Raw genomic sequence first — 19,973 nt, forward strand, 5'->3', positions numbered from 1 at the left:
CAACACAGGAATCCACTCCGTCGGCTGGGCGAGCCGCGCGCAGTGGATCATGCCGGAAGGCGCGTGTCGATCCCCATCGCACAAGTCCTTGAAATGAGATGGGAATTGGAACTGATCGGCGCTCTAGCATGCGTGCGACCGCCATTCCGTGTGTTCTTGATCGAGGTGCCGAATGGGCTGCTCACGATCGACACGGAGCAGGGCCCGTCCCCCGTGCGGGTCGTTCTCGTCCACCATGAGCCCCAGAGCGAGAAGTGGGCTTACGCGGCGTGGACGGCATCGCCTGCGTGCCTGTGGCGGTTCGGAGTGACGACCGCCCAGCTCTTGCCGCCTTCGTTGCCCGAGCACGACCTGACCGAGATGTCGATTTTCCCGATGACTGTGACCGAGCACGATGAGCGTGTGGCGGCGCTGATCGGACGGCTCATCGTCAATACGTGTCTCGCAATGAGCGATCCCGTGCGCGTGCGTGCGCCGGCTCCGCCGGGCCCGCGGGGCGCGAGGAGGAAGGCCGATGCGCGGCGCGGGGGCGAGGTGCCGCGAACGATGATCTTCCGGGTGGGCAAGCCGCTCGACAAGGACTTCCGGCCGGCGGTGCGGGACTACCTCGATGGGCGAAAGCGCAACCTGAGCGTGCAGACGCTCGTCGCAGGGCACTGGAAGATGCAGCCGCATGGCCCGGGGTTTTCGTTGCGGCGGTTGATCTACGTCGAGCCGTACTGGCGCGGGGATGTGGATGCACCGATCCACGTGCGGCCGATCCGGCTCGGGTGAATTCGATGTCCGAAAATCCCCTCTCGGCGCCTCACAGGAGGCGGATCGAGGCGTTGTACATCGCGCACTCCGCGACGATTCGCGCGAAGTTGCAGTGGCTTGGTTTCAGTGGTCAGACGCTCGAAGACCTGCACCAAGAGGTTTTCATCATTGCGATACGCCATGCCGAGGAGCTCCGCGACGACGCAAAGGCATGGCTCGTCAAGGTCGCCCGAGGGGTCGTCGTCAACTACCGACGGCGCCGCCGAGAGGTACTCGATGCGGAGGCAGGGCTCGACAGGCTCTCCACAGCATCCGATCCGGAGGTCCGTGAGATCGTGCGTCGCGGGCTCGATGCGCTCGGCGACGTGGAGCGGCAGTTCGTGATTCGTTACGATCTGTACGGCGAGACGATTGCCGAAATCGCGCGCGATTTCGGTATGACAGCGGAGCGGGCGTACGCGCGCGTGCGAGCCGCTCGGAAGCGGCTACGGCGTGCCATCGAGGAAGACGGATGCGCCTGGCCCGACGAGTAAGGCGCCGATGTTCACGCAACCAAAGCCCCGAGCCCCACGGGTCGCGCTCGTGGGATGTTCGGCACGAAAGCTCGACCGCGGAGCGCCCGCGCGTGAGTTCTACACGTCGGCCCTGTTCCGCGCGGCCTTACGTGCGAGAGTTTCGACGACGCCGGCAACCGGTTGGCATGCAGGAGACTCCAGATGTAGCTCGACGCCAATCGAATCACTGTACTGCAGAAACTCGTAGTGCATGCCGCCCGGCCAGGCGGACGGTCTGATTTGACGGTAGTTGGAAGCCCGCCCAACGGCGCCGAAGCCCTTTTCTGCAACGGCGTTATATGCGTCTACGACTGACGTGAGTTCTGGCGAGGGTTTGCGCTCGGTCACGTTGCTCGCTCTTGCGCCGGGTACGGATGAGCGGACGAGATGCTGTGGAACCAGAACGAAGTGACCATCCGTGTCCCGAAACCGGGAGATGGATACCAGGCCGATGTCAAGATTGGATCGAGATGCCAAGAAACGGACAATTCGCTCGAGATCAGGAGGGACCTCGTCGACGACAACAAGGTATCGCGCAAGCCCAGCTCGAAGATTGTTTCCGACAGCCTGCCACATGGTTTCGAACCGCTCATCCGCATCGGTTGTGCCAGCCAGGAACCTGAGCGCCGTATCGAGCGCCCCTCCGACGATCCGATCGAGCTCGTCAACCGTGAAGGACGTCAGAACGGACACGTAGTCGATGACTTGGCCAATCACCTCGCGGCGAGACTGGGCGTTTCGATCTCGTGGGCAAGCTCAACCGGTCCAGATGGCTCGAGTCGAACGACAGGCATGGCGGTAGACTCCGAAACTCGCACTTCTTCTGTCGGTTTGCAAGACTACCTTCGCATCACATCTCGCTGTAGAACCTACCGCACTTCCGCCTGCAACCGTATCAGCCACTCCTCCACGTGCCTCAGCTCGGTCCGAGCGGCCTCGTTCCATCCGACCGCCCTTCGCATGCGCTCAGGCCCTCCAGTGCATGCACGAAAATAACTTTAGACTTCCTCGGCCTTCGAGACATGCGACAGGTGCATGCATCCACGTCAGCTCCATGCACACGTGACCGAGGCTACAGTCCCGGGACGCTCGTCCCCCCGTCCTGCCCCGAAATGGATCGATCTCCTCCCGGAAATGCGGCATCCTCCCCGCGATCAGGGGATCGGGATTGGTGTTCTAGGCCACGACCCCCTACCCTTTGCAATGCGCTCGAGCCATCTGTCCACCATCGCCCACGTCCGCTTCCTCGCCGGTGCGCTCGGTGAGCGCGCCGGATGGTGGACCAGTCAGTTCACCCAGGCGGCCTCGCGCAGCGCGCTCGAGCGCCTCTTCCCCAGAACTGCTTCTCGTGCCGCCCTTGGCTCCGTCGTCGAGGCCGCGCGCCGGGCGCATGACGCCCAGCTCGGGCCGGGAAGCTACCACCTCTTCCGCCTGCCCGTTCACCTCGAAGACCGCCTTGCCGGCTGGCTCGCCGATGGAAAAACTCCGCTCGACTGGCCACCTCTCGCAGAAGACGCGCTGCTCGTCGCGCTCGACAAGCTCGCAGGAAAGGCCATCGTCGCTGTGAAGGGCCCCGGCCCGCTACGGCTCGGAGTTCCGAAGCAGCTCGATCTCGAACGCACGTTTCGGGAGATCGCCGCGGCGTACCGCACAGCGGCCGCGCAGAGTGTTCAGGTCCTGCCCTACTTCGAGGATTGAGGGCATGCAGGCCGTCCGCAAGTCTTCCCCGGGGTGGAGTCGCCCCTCCTTATCATCCGGTGTCCTCCCCTACACGGCGCGGGCCATCAAGGGTACCGCCCTCCTCGAGGAGATGCGCGCCCTACTCCGCGCCTATGAGCCGGGAGAAACGCCCGATGCCTTTCGGCGCCGCATGGCCACGGGCGATCCGCTCGGCAAGGCTACGGCCGCGCGCCGCGACGACCTGGTTCGCCGGGTTTTTCTTCCCCGATTCCTTGTCGATGGGAAGGAGCCCGCAACATCTTTGCGCCAACTGCTCGACGCCCGCGGTAGCGGTCCCTGGCTCCCCCCGCTCTGTCTGCTCTTCGCCGCCCGCGCCGATGTCGTCCTGCGCGAGGCGATTACCGTCTTTCTTCCAGAGGTACGGGCATCCGGCCGTTCCGCTGTCCATACCCGTGACTTCATTGCATTCCTGGAAGCGCAGGAAGCTCGGGGGCGCATGCAGAAACCGTGGTCCGAGAACGTGCGCACGAGCGTGGCACAGCACGTTTTCCACCAGCTCACGGATCTCGGTGTCCTTGGCAACGCACGCCGGGGCGTTCGGACCCTCCTCTCATACGCGCCCGGAGATCTACCTTTCGCCTATCTCGCCTGTGAGCTGCACCGTCGCGGCTGCAGCGACGCCGCGCTCGTAGCGTATCCGGATTTTCTGGTGTGGCAGATGGCAGAGCCTGAAGTACGCGAGAATATGAACCGTCTTGTTGATCTCGGTCTCTGGATTTACCAGGGCGCGGGCAGCGTCGTACGGATTTCCTGGCTCTTTTCAGAATGGCAGACCGTCCTCAATATTCTGGGAGCCCTGCGATGAGCGATTTGCTGGAACAGACGTTCGAGGAGCTCCGCCAGATGCTTGGCAGTCCTGCCGACCGTCTCACGCCTACCCATGCCGATCCGTTTTTCACGTTCGTGTTTCCGCCCAACCAAGTGCTCGACCTCGCGCGCCGGGTTCGGCGTTGGTCCAACCAGCTCGAGCGTGACGGTTTCGATGTCCAGCCCGTGAGCCTGGCAGCGCTCGCCTGGCAGCGCATCAACGCCTCCGGTCGTTGGGAGGATTGGCGCGAGATGGAGGAGCCGGGGCAATACCGCGACGCCAACGGCTCGGTGCGTGACGTGCTCCGCAAAGAGGGGGCGGGCATCATCGCCGACGTAGCATGCCTTTGCACGGAGGTGGCCCCACGGGGCCTTCTCCTGCTCACGGACGCTGCCCTGCTCCACCCCTGGTTCCGCGTGGACAAGCTCGGCGCGGCGCTGCACGACAGGGTTCGGCGCCCCACCGTTCTATTCTATCCCGGCAAGCGCTGGGGCGACCATGGTCTGCGCTTCCTCGGCATCTACCCGGATGATGCCGGCTCCTACCGCACCACCCTCCTCGGGGGCACGTGATGAAAAGCATTCGCGACGTCTTCGCACAGGGCAACGATATCGAGCGTCGGATCGAAAAAGTCATCGATTACGCCGCTGCCGACGAAGTTCGCCTCGAGCGCGAGATTACCGAGTATCGGGTCACCCCGTCCATCGAGCGGGGTATGGAGCGATTCCTCGATGCTTTCGCCACGGGCGTCGAGGGGGGCGAGGTCGTCGATGTCGGCGTCTGGGTCTCGGGCTTCTATGGCTCGGGCAAGAGCTCGCTCACCAAGTACTTGGGTTTTTCGCTGGATCCTGATCGTAAGGTCGGAGGAAAGCCCTTTTGCAGGCGCCTGGCCGAGCGTATCGAGAGCCGCGATGTCCAGCAAAGACTCCTGCGCGTAGCCCAGAAGTGTCCGGCGGCGGTGTTTATGCTCGATCTCGGCACCGAGCAGATCGCCGACAGCGCCAGCGAGCCCGTCTCGAACGTCCTTTACTGGAGCGTGTTGAAGCAGCTCGGCTTCTCTCGTGACAAGAAGGTCGCCGCGCTCGAGCTTCGCCTCGACGCAGAGGGGCGGCTCGACGAGTTTCGCAGGAAATATGCGGAGCGTTATCCTGGCAAGGAGAGCTGGGACGAGGTGAAAAACGACCCGCAGGTCGCCGTACTACGCGCGGCGATGCTCGCGCCCGACTTTTACAGGGACGATTATCCCGAGCCGGCGGCCTTCCGCCAGCTCCGCTTCGAGGACACCGAGACGGTAGAGGAGCGAACGCGCCGCATGCTCGGACTCATCCGTCGCAAGACAGGCAGGGAGAACGTCCTCTTCTTCGTCGACGAGGTCGGGCAGTACGTGGCTTCCCATGTATCGCTGATGTTGAATCTCGACGGGTTCGTCCGGGTCCTCAAGGAGATCGGGCGGGGAAAGGCGTGGCTCGTTGCCACGGCTCAGCAGACGCTCGCTGAAATCAAGGAACGGGCGGTTTTCAACTCGGCCGATCTGTTCAAGCTCAAGGACCGATTTCCACTGGCAATCGAGCTCGAAGCGAGCGACATCCGCACGATCACCCAGAAGCGTTTGCTCGAGAAGAGCAACAAGGGCGCGGCGGCGATCGGCAGCAAGCTCGCGGAGCATGGAGAGCTGCTCCGGCTGCACACCCGCACGGATGGGTTTCCAGATGGTGCCGACGTGCTCGATGCCGACGCGCTCGCCGGCCTCTATCCCTTCTTGCCTGCGCGTTTCACGTTGGTGCTCGACTTGATTCGGATCCTCGCCCGCCGCACAGGCGGCACGGGGCTGCGGTCGGCGATCCGTGTGGTACAGGATCTGCTGGTTGACGCGAGCCGAACGCTTCCGAAGGGCGTGGAGCCGCTGGCGCAGCGACCTCTCGGACGCTTGGCTGCGATCGACGACGTGTACGACACGTTCCGGGACGATCTCCGCAAAGATTTTGCATACGCCGTCGAAGGGGTGGAGCGGATTGCGAAGCACGCGAGCTTCAAGAATGACGTCCTTGCAATCCGGGTGGCGAAAGCGGTAGCCGCGTTGCAGCCCTTGGAGAACAGGCCTCGTACGGCAGAGAACATCGCTGCATTGCTCTATCACGAAATCGGTGCGCCGGGGCTTGCGGACGAGGTGCGTGCGACGCTGCATCGGCTCGTCGACGCGAGGGTGTTCGGGCTCGTAGAACTCCGCGCCGACATGGATCGGGGCGGCGGCGGTGGGTTCGTCTTTCTTTCGGACGAGGTGCAGCCGCTGCAGAAGAAGCGCGACGAGCATCGACCCACGAGCAGCGACATACAGAAGGTACGCATCGACGTGCTCAAAGCGATCTTCACCGACCCGCCGGCGGCGAAAGTCGACCAGATCAAGACGGTGAAGGCGCGTATGCTTTCGGACCGGATTCTGCTCGCGGGTGACGACGGTGACGTGCCGTTCGTCCTGGTGGAGGCGGAGCCGGGCACGCGCGAGGCGCGGCTCCAGGCGCTCGAGGCCGAGTCGCAGATGCGCGAGGATTACGGTAACACCATATTCTGGGTCTTCGAGAAGCCGCTGGACGCAGCGGATTCTCTAATCGACGCATGCCGCTCGGTGTTCATCGCGCAGGCGGAAGGGGGGCGAGGCAAGGAGCGCGACCGCGGGACCGCTCGGGATGTGGAGATCGAGCGTTTCATTCGCTCCGAAGTGCGACGCGCCGAGCGCGCCAGAGACGCGGTGCGATCGAGTTATACCGAGGCGCTGCGGCAAGGGGTCTTCGTTTTTCGGGGGCGAAAGCGTGCCGTGGCCGAGCTTGGCTCGAGCGTCATTGGCAATGCGACCGCATTCCTGGAATGGGCGGCGGCCGAGATCTTCTCGCAGTTCAGGCTGGTCAAGAAGATGATCGCCGCCGACGTTGCGCAGAAGTTCCTCGAGACGGAGAGGCTCGACCGGCTCCAGCAGAACAAGGACCGCGACCCCCTGGGGCTGGTGCAACAGAAGGGCGGGAGGTATTCGATTCACACGGGGCATCCTGCTTTGCAGGAGACGCGGCGGGCTTTTCGGGCCCTGGTGGATCAGAGCGGCTCCGGACGGGTGCAGGGCGGCGCGCTGCTCGAACATTTCCTTGCGCCGCCGTATGGCTGGTCCAAGGACACCACGCGTTATCTTTTCGCGGCGCTGCTCCTGGCGGGGGAGGTGGAGTTTCACGGGGGCGACGGGGTTCTGCGCACGGCCGGACCTCGGGCCGTGGAGGCGATACGGAACACGCAGAACTTCAGCCGACTTGGCATCTCGCCTCGGGGCGAGCCGGTACCCATGGAGGCGCTGGATCGGGCGTCGCGGCGGCTGGAGGAGATGTTCGGGGACGAGGTGCTTCCGCTCGAGGACCAGGTGAGTCGGGCCGTGCGCGCGCATTTCCCGACGGTGATGGAGCGGGCCGGGTCCTTGCCGGATAGGCTGCGGCTTCTGGGATTGCCCGGGGGAGAGCGGGCTCGCAGGCTTTTGCAGGCGGCGGCGGATCTCCTGAAAGAGGACGCAGGCGGGGCGGCAAGCCTCCTCGGAAGCGTGCAATCAAGGATTCCAGACGATGTGCAGTGGGCCCTGTCGGTCGTGCGCATGCTGAATGACGGGGGCGAGGCGGAGATCGCTGCGGCGCAGGACCTCCTCAAGAAGGTCAGCGAGCTATGCAGCCTCTTCCCGGGGATCGAGAATCTCGCTTACCATCCATCGGTGGAAGTTCTGAAGGAAATGCTAGGGGGCGAATCGTTCCACGAGAAGCGACCGGAGCTGCGACAAGCAGAACGTGCGCTGCGGGAGGCCGTGCTGTCGACGTACGAGGCAGAGCGGGCGGCCCTCCTGAAGGCGGTGGAGGAGGCGGGGCAAAGGCTGCAGGAGCGGCCGGGCTTTGCGTATCTGGGCGAGGAAGACCGGGCGGCGCTGGTGGCGGCGCTCTACGCCGCGGAGCTGCCAGAAAAGCCAGCGGAGCCGGCGGCGTTGCTGGGGCGGTTACTCTTGCGGCGGCTCGGGCTTTCGACGCTCGAAGAGCAACTCGCGCGACGGGTCGACGCGGCGGCACCGGAGCCTTCACCGCGCGAAGCTCGTGCAGCGGGACGGGAGGAAGACGCAGCCGAGGACGCGTCCCGGGTCGAGGAGGTGGTGGCCAAGGAAATCTTGCCCGAGGCGGTGCTGGCCAGCGCCGAGGACGTGCGCGCGTACGTGGCGAAGCTGGAGGCGCGACTGCTCGAGCGCATCCAGCTCGGTGCGATTCGGATCGTGAGGTAAGAGGATGTACCGCGACGAACGGCGCAATGCTCTCTCCCGTGCAGTGGCTTCCTGCCGGCGCACGCTTGTGGGGGACCGAAAGCGAGCGGAGCCCGGAGACATCGGCGCGCAGCTCGAGGCGCCCTACGGGTTCGACGTGAAAAGCGGGCGCCCGCAGCCGCTCGAGCAGATGAAGCATCTCTCGTCGTGGCAGCGGCCCGTGGCGGCCATGCTTCGGGATTGGCACGCGGTGCTGGTCTCGCAGGCGGCGGACGAGGACGAGGCTCTGAGGGTGCGGGCGGCGTACGACCAGATGAAGTACGAAATCGGGTTCGTCGCGCTGCACAGGCTCGCCGCGTTGCGGATGGCGGAGGAGCGCGGGATCGTGACCGAGTCCGTGCGGAAGGGTCGCGAATCGAGCGGATTCCGGCTCTACCAGCGGCTCGCGGGGGAGACGGCGCTCGGGGGATACGAAGAGGCATACGCACAGTATCTGGGCTGCCTCTTCGATGAACTCGCGCGCGAGCTCCCGGGGGTCTTCGATCGGCGGAGCCCGGCGTCCTTGCTGTTTCCGCGGCCGAAGGCGCTGGACGACGTACTTGCGGAGCTTGATACGCAGGAGCTCGCAGAGCTCTTCCGAAGCGAAGCGGATACGCTGGGCTGGATCTTCGAGGAGTACAACGACGCCGAAGAGCGGAAGGAGATGCGAGCGCACGACGCGCCTCGCAATGCGCGTGAGCTCGCGGTGCGGAACCAGTTCTTCACGCCGCGCTGGGTCGTCGCGTTTCTGACAGATAACACGCTGGGGCGGCTCTGGGTGGAGCAGACGGGGGGTGAGACGCAGCTCCTCGAACAGTGTCAGTATCTGCTGAAGCCAAAGGATCTGCCGGCAGCGGCGCCGCGCGATCCGCGGACGATTGCGGTGCTGGATCCGGCCTGCGGGAGCGGTCATTTCTTGCTTTATGTATTCGATCTGCTGGACACGATCTACCGGGAAGCCTGGGCGGGCCGGTTTCATCGGAGCGAGGGCTTAACGCCGCTGTGGGAGCAGTACCCAGACGAACGGGGATTTTTCCGGGAGATTCCTGGGCTGATCATCGAGCACAACCTGCACGGGGTTGACATCGATGCGCGGTGCATCCAAGAGGCGGAGCTCTCGTTGTGGCTGCGCGCGCACGAGCACTTCGACAAGATCGGGGTAAAGGGCAGGGAGCGGCCGACGCTCGGGCGAGCGAAGCTCGTATGCGCGACGTCTTTGCCGAACGATCCCGCGTTCCGGGCGCGCCTCGCGCAGAAACTGGAACCGGCGCTCTTTTCGGTGGTGGAAAAGCTCTTCGTCGATGTGGGCGAGATGGGAGTTTTGCTGCGGGCGGAGGGGGCGATCGACGCGGCGTTAAAGAAGGCGCGGAAAGAGGCGATCGAGGCGCGGAAGCGGGTGATGGGGATCGGGAAGACGAAAGGACTGTTTCCCGAATTCGACGAGCCACAGCAGGTTACGCTGGAGGAGCAGGCGGCGCTGGGACCGCTGCTGGACGAGACGAGGTTCTGGCAGGAGGCGGAGGGGAAGATCCTAGAAGTATTGCGGCAACTCGCCGAGGAGGACGAGGAGGCTACGCAATACAAGAACCGCATTGTTGCGGAAGCCGTGCAGCACGGGCTGGAGTTTTTTGACATCAGTCGCAAGAAATATGATGTAGTTTTGATGAATCCCCCGTTCGGGAGCCCAGCAACCAAGAGCAAAGCCATGCTCGACGAGGCGTACCCGGACGCAGGGCATGATCTCTATGCGATGTTTTATGAGCGGACCCTGGAGATGCTGGGACCCGCTGGGCGCGTGGGGGCAATCACCAACCGAGCCTGGCTGGCGCTTCCGACGATGACGGCATTCCGCAAAGAATTGCTCGGGGAAAAGGGAAGCGTCGAGGTCGCCGCCGACCTCGGCTACGGGGTGTTGAATGCGAAGGTGGAAACAGTGGCGGCGGTTGTGCGCAAAGGAGGGGATAAGGAGGCGCTGGGCACCTGGGTTCGGCTGGTGAAAACAGGACGCAAGGAGGAGACGCTGCGCGAGGCGCTTCGTGAAGGGGAGGCGCATCGAGCAGCGAGCGTGGTGGCGGCAAAGCGGTTTGAGTCCCTCCCGGCCAACGTGTGCGGGTACTGGATGTCGGAGGAGCTGGCGAAGGTTTATACCGGCAAAGCGATGGTCGGGAGCGTAGCGGACGTGAAGCAGGGAACGGCCACCGCAGACGATCCTCGTTTCCTGCGGTTGAGCTGGGAAGTGTCGGCTTTCAAGATCGGACTGGAGGAAGATTGGGCGCGGTTTGCGAAGGGCGGGGAATACCGGCCGTATTTTGACGATATACATCTCGTAATTCGGTGGACGGATGCTGGGAAGGAGATCGTCGCCTGGGGAAAAGGACGTCCGCAGAACATCGACTATTTCGGGCTGCGGGGCGTAACTTGGCCCCCGCGCACTAATTTGAGACTCTGCGCTCGAAGTCTTCCCGCCGGTTGTGCATTCGGGCACAAGGGGCCTTCCGCGTTTGCTGAAGAGGGTGACAATCGCAAGGCCCTGCTTGCCATCCTCTGCGCCTCGCCCGCTTATTTGCTTCTGTCTATTCGCTTCCAGACAGCTGACGACTCCCCGCAATCCATCTCCAAATCTTACGAAGTCGGACTCATCCGGGATCTCCCCTGGCCCTCCCTTACGGACGACCAGCAGAAGCGTCTCGCAACCCTCACCACCACGGCCGTTGAGATTGTCCGCCTTGGCCAAATCGAGGACGATGACACGGGCGAAACCACCGTCGCCTTCGCGGTCCCCCCCGTCCTCCTCCCTCTCCCCAGCGGTGCCCGCCCCCAAAGCCTCGAAGAAGCCACCCGCATCCGCGTCGTGGCTCGCGAAGAGCGCGTCATCCGTGTCGCCACGATTCAGGCCGAAATCGACGACATTGTCGCAACGGCCTACGGCTTCTCGGATCGCGACCGCCAGGTCATGCACGAGGAGCTTGAGCCTCCGCTGGCTACTTTGCCAGGCACGGAGTCGATCGACGAAGCCCAGTTCCGCCGCGCTTACATGACGAAAGAAGAGCTTGACGGCGAAGCCATGCCAGGGGGCCTCGACGCCGAGATGGATGTTCGCGTCGAGCACCGTCGCAAGAAGCAGGTCAAGTTCCGCGACGAGGCCACCCTCTGCCGTCTGTTCCAGGCCCCGCCGGCCCGGATTGCCGAGGAGCGCCGTCGGCAGGGCCTCTTGCGCGACGACGATCTCTACCGGGCCGCGGCGGACATCGTGAGTTACGCCGTAGGCGCCGCCTTCGGGCGCTGGGATCTTCGTCTGGCCGCGCATCCGGCATGGCTACCCGCGTTCGCCGATCCCTTCGATCCCCTGCCGCCTTGCCCCCTCGGCCAGCTCGTGAACGCCGAGGGCCTGCCCGCCACGGCCACCCGTATTGCATCCGAGGCATGGCTCGCCGCGCGCTCGGACCCGACGAAGCTGCCGGAGGGCGAGCCATCAGCCTGGGAGACGACCCAGTACCCCGTTCCCATCGCCTGGAATGGCTTGCTCGTCGACGATACGCTGGACGACGCCCAGGGGCATCGTCCCGAGGGCTCGTTCCTCGGGCGCGTGGAGAGAGTCCTCGAGCATCTATTTGGCGATGCGCGCCCGGCCTGGGAGCACGACATCGCCGAGGCACTGGGGGTCGCGTCCATCACAGATTGGCTCCGGAGCCCGAACGGGTTTTTCGCAGACCACCTCTCTCGGTATTCCAAGAGCCGGCGGCAAGCGCCGATCTACTGGCCGCTCTCCACGGCGTCGGGGGGCTTCGTGGCGTGGGTATACGCTCCTCGGCTGGAGGGCTCGACGCTCCCGGCTGTGGTGAACCGGCTGCGCGAGCGGTTGGACCACCTCCGCAAGGAACGGGAACGGCTGCTGGTGGACGACGCGGGAAAGAAGCGGGTTGAGCGAATCGAAGAGATCGAGAGGGAAATTCGGGAGAGCGAGCGGCTCTCGGCAGACCTGCAGGAGCAGCTCCGCGCGGGGTACGTGCCGCACGCAGACGATGGGTTCGTGGTCACGGCGGCGCCGCTCTATCCGACGTTCCGTCTCGCCAAGTGGAAGGATACTCTGCGGAGCACGCACGAAGAGCTGGTGAAGGGTGACCTCGACTGGGCGCACCTTGCGATGAAGCTCTACCCGACGCGGGTGGCGGAGAAATGTCGAGGGGACCGATCGATTGCCATCGCACACGGGCGCGAGGACCTCTTTGGGGACGGTACGAACCACGGAGCCAGCAAAAAACCGAGAGCGAAACGGGGCGCGACGAAAAAAGCTGCGGGGAAGAAGACCACGGACCAAGTGCCGATCTCATGGAAGAGTGACGAGGAGGAGGCAGGATGAGCAGCGCGGCACCGAGGGTGCGGATCGAGGAACTCCGCCTCGAAAATTTCCGGGCGTTCGAGAATGCGAGGCTCTCGCTCACGGACATGACGTTTCTCGTGGGCCGAAACGGGGCGGGCAAATCGAGCCTGCTCGATGCCGTCGAGTTCATGCGAGAGGCAGTAACGGATAACTTGCCGAATGCGCTCGCCCGCCGGGATGGGTTGCACGGGATCTTGCGACGTGGCGCCGGCACGGACGCATCGGTGGGCGTCTCGGTGGTAATGACGGCAACGCTCGTGGGCCGCGCGGTACGGATGCTCTATGGCTTCCGGCTTTCGGATAGCGGGCGGACGATCGAGGAAGTATTGCGGGTGCCGCAGGCGACTTCGCAGGGGTTCCACCGGCGCGGGACGGCCTTCGAAACGGGGGTGCGCGGCGTCGACCCGCGGGTGATGCCCGAGCGACTGATACTTCCCGCCATCGTCAGCACGGAACTCTGGAAGTTGGTATTCGATGCGCTAGCAGGAATGCGAGCTTACGAGATAGTGCCGCAGGTGATGGCGAGCCCAGCGCCCATCCGGAACCAGACCTCGCTCGAGAAGAACGGGGCGAACGCGGGGGATGTGCTGGAGGAGGTGAGGTCGCGGCCGGAGGCGTATCGGAGCATCGTGGAGACGCTCGGCGTCTTGACGAAGGACGTGATCGGCGTGGAGGGGCGCACGGTGATCGGGCAGCGCGTCCTGTACTTCACGCAGCAGCGGGATGCCGAGCACACAGACGCGTTCAGCGCGCCGGAGGTCTCGCAAGGTACGCTGCGCGCGCTCGGGCTGCTCCTGTCCTTGTATCAATCGCCGGAGCCGTCGCTCCTGTTGATTGACGAAATCGAAGATTCAATTCACCCGCGTGCCATCCAGGCGCTCCTGGAAGAGGTAGAGATCACCGCGGAGCGCTTTCCCATCGTTTTGACGACGCATTCTCCCGAAGTCTTGGGCCTTCGGCAGGTCATGGCGGACCGGACGCGGATCGTGCAATGGAGTCAGGGGGTAAGCCGGCTCTATCCTCTCTCCGAGGGGTCGAAGGCGAGCGTGGACCCAGTGAATACTGTGGGCGAGCTGCTCCGATACAATGCACTTTGGCCGAGCGACACCCCGGAGACGTTCGCCGGCGATCTCCTTGAGATCGGGCCATGACCGCGAAGCGGATCATCTGTGTCGTGGAGGGGGACGGTGAGCAGATCGCTGTCCCCCGCCTCGTTCGGCGCATCCTCGAGCGGTTACGTCGAGAAAAACGCGTAAGCGTCGAGGCGGAGAGGACGATTTGCGCCAAGTGCGGAGACCGCATCACGAACCCGTACAACCGAGAGCGTCAGATCGGCGTGGAGTACTTCGTGGAGCAGGCGTCCCGGCACAGACCTTCTGGGATCCTGGTGGTGGTGGACGCGGAGGAGCGCTGTGTGAAGCGAGTGGACGGGGAGGAGAGGCTCGGACCGCATCTGCTCGGCCGCGCCAGGCAGGCGGCGGGAGGCATTCCCGTGTCGGTGGTGGTGGCGAACCGGATGTTCGAAGCGTGGTTGCTGGCGGACTTCCATAGTCTCCGTTCGCGCGGTCATTTCTTGCCGACGGCGCGGTTGCCACGCTGGAGCGACCCCGAGGGGATCGCGGGATGCAAGGGCTGGCTGCGAGATGCGCTCGGCCGAGCCTACTCGGAGACCAAGGATCAGCCACGTCTGACCGAGCTCGTGTCGCTACCGCTGCGGAAGGCCATGCGGCAGCGGTCGAAATCGTTCTGGAAGCTGTACTGTGAAGTCGACAAACTTTCGAGGTGAATCGCGCCATGCTCTCGCCCATCCTCGACCTCGTGCAGAAAAAGCTTGAAGATCTGCTCGAAGATCGCCGGATCGTAGTTTTTTATGATCCCCAGGGAGTGTTTGGGCCGCTGTTCGACGGCTTCGACGCGCAGGGGCTTCTGGCCGTGGACGCACGGGCGTCGATGCTGGAGGCTCGGCGGAATGCGGATACCTCGTTGTCGCGGCTGCTCGACCCGGAGAACGGGACGGTAACGCGAATGCTGATCTACGTCCCCTGGGAGCGCGGGCGCACGGAGGCCGCACGAACCGAAGAGCCCTTCGAGGCATACGCATTGATGGGCGCGACGTTCGGAGACAAGCCCGAGCACGCGCTCGATGCGCTGGCCCGACAGGCAATGCCGGAGCGCGTGACGGAGATCGATCGGCTGTTTTCGGCGCAAGGGACCCCGTCGGTGTCGCAACTCGAGGCGCTCGCACAAAAAGCCGGATACCCGCTGCTCGCAGAGGCGCTGGGGACCGAGGATCCTCTGGAAATAGCCGCCTTATTGCTGCTCGACCCGGCACGACCGCGCAAGGTGTTGCGAAAGACGGGGGTGCTCGATGAGCTTCTTCGGATGCTTTCGGAGGTGTTCGGTTTCGACGCGCCAGAGGATCCTTCGATGCTCTGCGATGCGCTCGGCCGGTTCATCTTGTTCTCGGAGTTCGCATTCGATCTCGGGGGTGCGGTGCCTGCCCATACAGCAGGGGTAGCCCGGGCGGCAGTTCCCCACCGGAAAGCCGTCTATGCGCTCTGCGACCGGATGCGGGAAGCAATCCCGCTCCGAGAGGCATACATGGTGCTCGCGAGCGAGGTGGAGCGGGCGCTGGGGCTCTCCGGACTTGCAGCGGAGGCACAGGTCTTCGGGGAGCGGGATACGTTTGCGGCAGAGGATACCGCTGCGCTCGCGTTTGTTTCAGCCCAAAGCATGAGCGGAAGGCTCGGAGAAGCAAGAAAGGCGCTCGATCTGCGCAAGACGTCTATTTGGCGCGAGGTGCACGAGCGTAGTCAGCGCTGGCAACTTGCGCATCACGCGCTCGGGGTGCTGGAAGAGGCAGCCAAGATGCGAGCTCATGCGATCGGAGCGGGGCGGCCTGTCAGCGAGCACGTGCACCACTACGTGGCTGAACAGGACGGTTTGTACCGTCTGGATCGTGCGCATCGGTGGATGGAGCGCGCCGCTGGCGACTGCCTGGAGCGGGAGTCCGTGGATAAGCTTCTGGAGCACGCGCGACGTGTATACCGGGAAGTCGCGGAGGCAGCGCAGGTGTCGTTTTTCGAGGCCGTGAAACGCGATGGTTGGCCGCCGGAGGGGCCGAAGCAGACACAGGCTTTCGCCCGTCATGTGGCGCCCGCGCTGAAAGAGGGGGAGCGGGTGGCGTATTTCCTCGTGGATGCGCTGCGCTACGAGATGGGACGGGACCTCTCGAGGACGCTGGAACGGCTAGGAACGGTGCGGGTTGAACATGCGGCGACGGTGGTGCCCACGACGACCCCATTCGGCATGGCCGCCTTGATGCCCGGCGCGGAGGCGGGAATCGCCTGCGCGATCGTGGATGGGGCGCTGGTGCCCACTGTCTCTGGAAAATGCACGGCCACCGTGGACGACCGACGCGAGCGGCTACGCGAGCTCCTCGGGGATCGGGTGGTCGACGTGCGGCTGGATGATCTGCTCGACTGGAGCGACGCGCAGGTGCGCGAGCGGATCGGGCGTGCCTCCCTGGTGGTGGTGCGGAGTGACGACATCGACCGGGCGGGAGAGGGGACGAGCGGGCCGAGCGCACGGCGGTTCATGTCGGGAATCCTGGACGATCTGGGGCGGGTGGCCCAAAGACTCTCGCGCGCCGGCATCTCGCGGATGGTCTTTGCGGCAGACCATGGGCATGTGTTGGTTTCGGAGGTTCCGCCCGGAGACGTCGTGAAATCGCCCCCGGGAAACTGGGTATTAGAAAAGCGGAGATGCCGAGTGGGAGCAGCAGCGGGCCGGAGCGATGGGGTATGGGTTGCGCCTGCCGCGCATGTTGGGCTCTTCGGGCCGGTCGCCGAGGTGGCGCTGGCAACGGGGTTCCGCGTCTTCACCGGGGGCTCGACATATTTTCACGAAGGCCTCTCGCTGCAGGAATGCGTGGTCCCGGTGCTGTCGCTGGAGGTTCGGGCTGAGGCGGCTAGCGCAGCGATCGGGCCCGACCGGGTGGAGGTGCTCTCCAAGCAGCCGCGGTTCAATAGCCGTGTCTTCATGATCCGGTTGAAGCTCGTCAGCCTGCTCCACGCAGAGGCGCAAGTACGGGTGATGGCAGTGGATGCAGCAACGGGACGGAAGGTGGGTCGGGTGGGTGGCTGTGATGCTCAGGACCCGGCGACGGGGTTGATCACGGTCACCGTGGGGAACGAGGTGGCGGTTCCAATCCAGATCGACGAGGATTTCGGCGGCTCTGAGGTATTGATTCAGGTCCTTCACGGAAGCGGGACAGGGGTCGAGCTGGGGAAGAAGAAATTGAAGAACGAGTGCTCGTTCTGAGGGAGCGTGAAGGGCATGGAGCTTGATGCGCTAGACCGGAAGCTCGTGGCTGCCTTCGCAGGGAAGGTGGTGCGCAAGGATCTTTTGCACCAGATCAAGGGCGGCGAGAATGTGCCCTCCTACGTTCTCGAATACCTGCTCGGGCGCTATTGCGCATCGGACGACGAGGAGGAGATCCAGGCTGGGATCGCGGCCGTCAAGGACACGCTGCAGAAGCAATACTTCCGGCAGGACGAGGCGAATAAGGCGCAAGCGCTGGTAGAGCGGAACGGACGGCATCGGTTCATCGATCGGATCGAGGTGCGGTTCGTGCCCAGTGAGACGAAGTACTGGGCGTCGATGGATAACTTTGGCTACCAGCGGATCCACGTGCCGGACGAGCTGCACCGGCGCTACGACCGGCTGCTGGAAGGGGGCATCTGGGCGATGGTGGACCTCGAGTACCGCTTGCCGGAGGAGCAGGGAAAGGGACAAAGCCCGTTTCATGTAGCGGATCTGAAGCCGATCCAGCTCGCGCGCTTCGATTTTGATGATTTTTGCGAGGCGCGGCGAGGGTTCTCGACAGAAGAGTGGCTCGATGTCCTGACCCGCAGTATGGGGCTGGAGCCAGCGCGGCTTGATCATCGCCAAAAGCTGCTCTTCGCTATGCGCCTCTTACCGTTTGTGGAGAAGAATTATAATCTGATCGAACTCGGGCCTCGAGGGACGGGGAAAAGTTATGCGTATACGGAATTTTCCCCGTATGCAATCCTGGTTTCCGGTGGGAAGGCGAGCACGGCGAACCTATTCTACAACAACGCGCGCCGGAAGGTGGGACTGCTCGGACACTGGGATGTGGTAGCGTTCGACGAGGTGGGCGGGATGAAGGTGACGGACCCGGACGCCATCCAGATCATGAAAGATTATATGGCGAACGGGCGGTTCAGCCGAGGAATCACGCAGGTACATGCAGACGCATCGCTGGTCTTCGTCGGAAACCTGAACCAGCCGGTAGAGACATTGGTGGCGAGCGCGGGCACGGATTTGTTCCAGCCGCTGCCAAAGGAATTCGATCTGGCATTGATCGACCGCCTGCATTTCTACATTCCTGGCTGGGAGATTCCGAAGAACGGGAAGTCGCTGCTCACGGATCATTATGGATTCGTGACGGATTATATCGCGGAGGCGCTGCGGGCGCTGCGCCGGCAGAACCGATTCGACGCGCTCGAAGGCCGATTCCGGCTCGGTTCGCACGTGGAGGGACGCGACGCTAGCGGCATCAAGCGGACGGTGAGCGGGCTCTTGAAGCTACTCTTTCCGCATGGAGAGTACACGAAGGAGGAGCTCCTCGCTTGCTTGACATTGGCGATGGAAGGACGGCGCCGGGTAAAGGAGCAGCTCAAGAAGCGAGGCTCGTTCGAATTCTATAAGACGACATTTACGTGGATCGACGCCGACGACGGACGCGAAGCCGTCGTCGCGGTGCCGGAGCAGGGGGGCGCAGGCGCGATCTCGCCGGATCCGCTGCCACCGGGGACGGTTTATGCCGCGCTCTCGGATGCCGATGCACGAGTGGGACTCTTCCGCCTGGAGGTGGCACCGGCTGTCGGGACGGGCAAGCTTCGCACGCCCTCCGGGATACCGAAGGGGCTGAAGGATTCACTGCAACGGGCGTTTTCTCTTCTGCAATCAGTGAAGGACCGGCAAGGATTCGCCCCGGCAATGGCGCAGAAGGATCTGGCGGTCGAGGCGGTAGATCTAGCTGGTGGCGGGGCGGATGGCGAGTGTGGCGTGGCGTTCTTTGTGGCGATGCTCTCGGCCTTGCTGGGACGTGGCTGCCAGCCCGCGACGGTGATTCTGGGCGATCTCTCCGTCCAGGGGAACATCAAGCACTTACCCTCGATCCTCGAGCCGCTGCAAATCGCGCTGGACAACGGTGCGCAGAGAGCCCTCGTGCCCCTCTCGAATAAGTCGCAGGTGGCGGCGTTGCCGGAGGAGATCGTCGAGAAGCTCGACATCCTCTTCTACGGAGATGTTGAGCGGGCGATGACGAAGGCCATTGGCGGTTGAACTCGTCGCTGGCCCTTGAGGTTGGTGGCAGAGGAAACTGAGTGCACTCCCTCCGCCTCGTCGGCTACCGCCCACCCACGCCGAGCCCAAACACCCCGAGCGCCGCGAGCCCGACCAACCCGGTCACGCTTCCGCCGTGACGCGCCCCGAATTGCAGGATTTCGACATCCTCGCCGTAGAAGAACCGCAGGATCCCCTCGCAGTCGAACCCATGTTCACCGAGCCAGTGGGCCCCGTTCTGGCTCAGGCACCCCCGATTCCCGGGATGCGACATTAAAGCGAGCCGCGTCGGAAGAACGTCGGCGCCGCTCCGCCCATAGTTATACGTCACGTACTTCTCGGTGTCGGACGCGTCTGGCCCCCGCGAGCCATCCTCCCGCCATGGCGCCCCCGCGACATGGTTTGCCAGGATAAGCCGTCCCCCATACCGCATCACGAACCCCCTCGTCCGCGCCGCCGCCGCCACGCACTCCTCGCTCGCCCCCCGCGAAAACGCCTGGAACACGTCGCCATTCTTGATCGGTGTCGTCCGCCCGAGCGTTGGATGATCCCGCATCGCCCGCAACACAAACGTCCTCGCCGCTATCACGATCGCCGCCTTCGCCTCCGGATGCGCGCGCAGATGCTCCCCGGCGCACACGCGCGGCAGATACTCGTCCTCGAGCGAGAGCCACCCCTCGACCGTGAGAATCCTCTCCGGCGCCTCCTCGATCTCCGCGTGAGCCATCGGCACCCACGCGGGCTCGCGCATCCTCCGCGCGATCTGCTGCTTCCGCTCCCAGAGCACATCCGGCGGCGGCAGCGGGAGCCACTTCCGCCATTTGAGCGCCTCGGCCACCGCCCCGATCTCTCCCCACTTCAACGCTTTCGCCGTCACGGCCTCCCTGTACAGCCTGCGCAACGCGTCCGGGATCGGCCATGCCGTCTGTATCCGTTCGGCAACCCGCATCATGGCGCTCTTCCGGACTGCTGCGTAACATTTCCCCTCGATGCGGCGGCATGACGAGTTCGTCAAAAATGAAGGTGCAGAGGAGGCAACCGCCACGAAGACCG

At 64.2% G+C, this 19,973-nt stretch carries 13 protein-coding genes and 1 pseudogene; 12 read left to right on the top strand and 2 right to left on the bottom strand.

The features are described from left to right. Nucleotides 1-132: 132 nt before the first annotated feature. The 3 genes and pseudogenes from QHF83_RS50215 to QHF83_RS53650 all read left to right on the top strand — a co-directional run. Nucleotides 133-774: a hypothetical protein gene (locus QHF83_RS50215; protein ID WP_282425302.1), complete on the top strand. Its 642-nt coding sequence runs from the start codon at nucleotides 133-135 to the stop codon at nucleotides 772-774. 5 nt (nucleotides 775-779) lie between these two features. Next, nucleotides 780-1,289, top strand: coding sequence for a sigma-70 family RNA polymerase sigma factor (locus QHF83_RS50220; protein WP_282425303.1), 510 nt, complete (start codon nucleotides 780-782; stop codon nucleotides 1,287-1,289). 7 nt (nucleotides 1,290-1,296) lie between these two features. Next, nucleotides 1,297-1,380: pseudogene (locus tag QHF83_RS53650) on the top strand (hypothetical protein); the annotation flags it as partial. Nucleotides 1,381-1,388: 8 nt separating this feature from the next. Here the strand turns inward: QHF83_RS53650 and QHF83_RS50225 are convergent. Continuing rightward, nucleotides 1,389-2,027: a hypothetical protein gene (locus tag QHF83_RS50225; protein WP_282425304.1), complete on the bottom strand. Its 639-nt coding sequence runs from the start codon at nucleotides 2,025-2,027 to the stop codon at nucleotides 1,389-1,391. 486 nt (nucleotides 2,028-2,513) lie between these two features. Here QHF83_RS50225 and QHF83_RS50230 point away from each other — a divergent pair, with 486 nt between their 5' ends. From QHF83_RS50230 to brxL, 9 genes are read left to right on the top strand one after another with little or no spacing between them, the layout of a single operon-like run. Further along, nucleotides 2,514-3,008 carry a BrxE family protein gene (locus tag QHF83_RS50230; protein WP_282425305.1) on the top strand — a complete coding sequence of 165 codons (495 nt, stop codon included), beginning with the start codon at nucleotides 2,514-2,516 and terminating at the stop codon, nucleotides 3,006-3,008. Nucleotides 3,009-3,012: 4 nt separating this feature from the next. Beyond that, nucleotides 3,013-3,855, top strand: a complete 843-nt coding sequence (locus QHF83_RS50235) for a BrxA family protein (RefSeq protein ID WP_282425306.1) — start codon at nucleotides 3,013-3,015, stop codon at nucleotides 3,853-3,855. Next, entirely contained in the window at nucleotides 3,852-4,430 is a 579-nt protein-coding gene (locus QHF83_RS50240; RefSeq protein ID WP_282425307.1) for a BREX protein BrxB domain-containing protein, read from the top strand. The genes QHF83_RS50235 and QHF83_RS50240 overlap by 4 nt, the downstream gene beginning before the upstream one ends. Next, nucleotides 4,430-8,149: a BREX system P-loop protein BrxC gene (gene brxC, locus QHF83_RS50245; protein ID WP_282425308.1), complete on the top strand. Its 3,720-nt coding sequence runs from the start codon at nucleotides 4,430-4,432 to the stop codon at nucleotides 8,147-8,149. The genes QHF83_RS50240 and brxC overlap by 1 nt, the downstream gene beginning before the upstream one ends. A gap of 4 nt (nucleotides 8,150-8,153) precedes the next feature. Then, nucleotides 8,154-12,527, top strand: coding sequence for a BREX-1 system adenine-specific DNA-methyltransferase PglX (gene pglX / locus QHF83_RS50250; RefSeq protein ID WP_282425309.1), 4,374 nt, complete (start codon nucleotides 8,154-8,156; stop codon nucleotides 12,525-12,527). Next, nucleotides 12,524-13,699, top strand: coding sequence for an ATP-binding protein (locus QHF83_RS50255; protein WP_282425310.1), 1,176 nt, complete (start codon nucleotides 12,524-12,526; stop codon nucleotides 13,697-13,699). The genes pglX and QHF83_RS50255 overlap by 4 nt, the downstream gene beginning before the upstream one ends. Then, nucleotides 13,696-14,334 (top strand): DUF4276 family protein, encoded by a 639-nt coding sequence (locus tag QHF83_RS50260; protein ID WP_282425311.1) that lies wholly within the window; start codon nucleotides 13,696-13,698, stop codon nucleotides 14,332-14,334. The genes QHF83_RS50255 and QHF83_RS50260 overlap by 4 nt, the downstream gene beginning before the upstream one ends. Before the next feature lie 8 nt (nucleotides 14,335-14,342). Further along, complete coding sequence (locus tag QHF83_RS50265; RefSeq protein ID WP_282425312.1) at nucleotides 14,343-16,871, top strand: PglZ domain-containing protein; 2,529 nt, start codon at nucleotides 14,343-14,345, stop codon at nucleotides 16,869-16,871. A gap of 15 nt (nucleotides 16,872-16,886) precedes the next feature. Continuing rightward, on the top strand, nucleotides 16,887-18,920 hold the full coding sequence (gene brxL / locus QHF83_RS50270) for a protease Lon-related BREX system protein BrxL (protein WP_282425313.1): 2,034 nt from the start codon (nucleotides 16,887-16,889) through the stop codon (nucleotides 18,918-18,920). Between the two features lie 64 nt (nucleotides 18,921-18,984). Here the strand turns inward: brxL and QHF83_RS50275 are convergent, their stop codons facing one another. Continuing rightward, a complete protein-coding gene (locus QHF83_RS50275) occupies nucleotides 18,985-19,797 on the bottom strand; it encodes a hypothetical protein (protein WP_282425314.1) in 813 nt (270 codons plus the stop codon). Between the last annotated feature and the right edge of the window lie 176 nt (nucleotides 19,798-19,973).

It is taken from the genome of Polyangium sp. 15x6, assembly GCF_029960785.1.
In the GTDB taxonomy this organism is placed as follows: domain Bacteria; phylum Myxococcota_A; class Polyangia; order Polyangiales; family Polyangiaceae; genus Polyangium.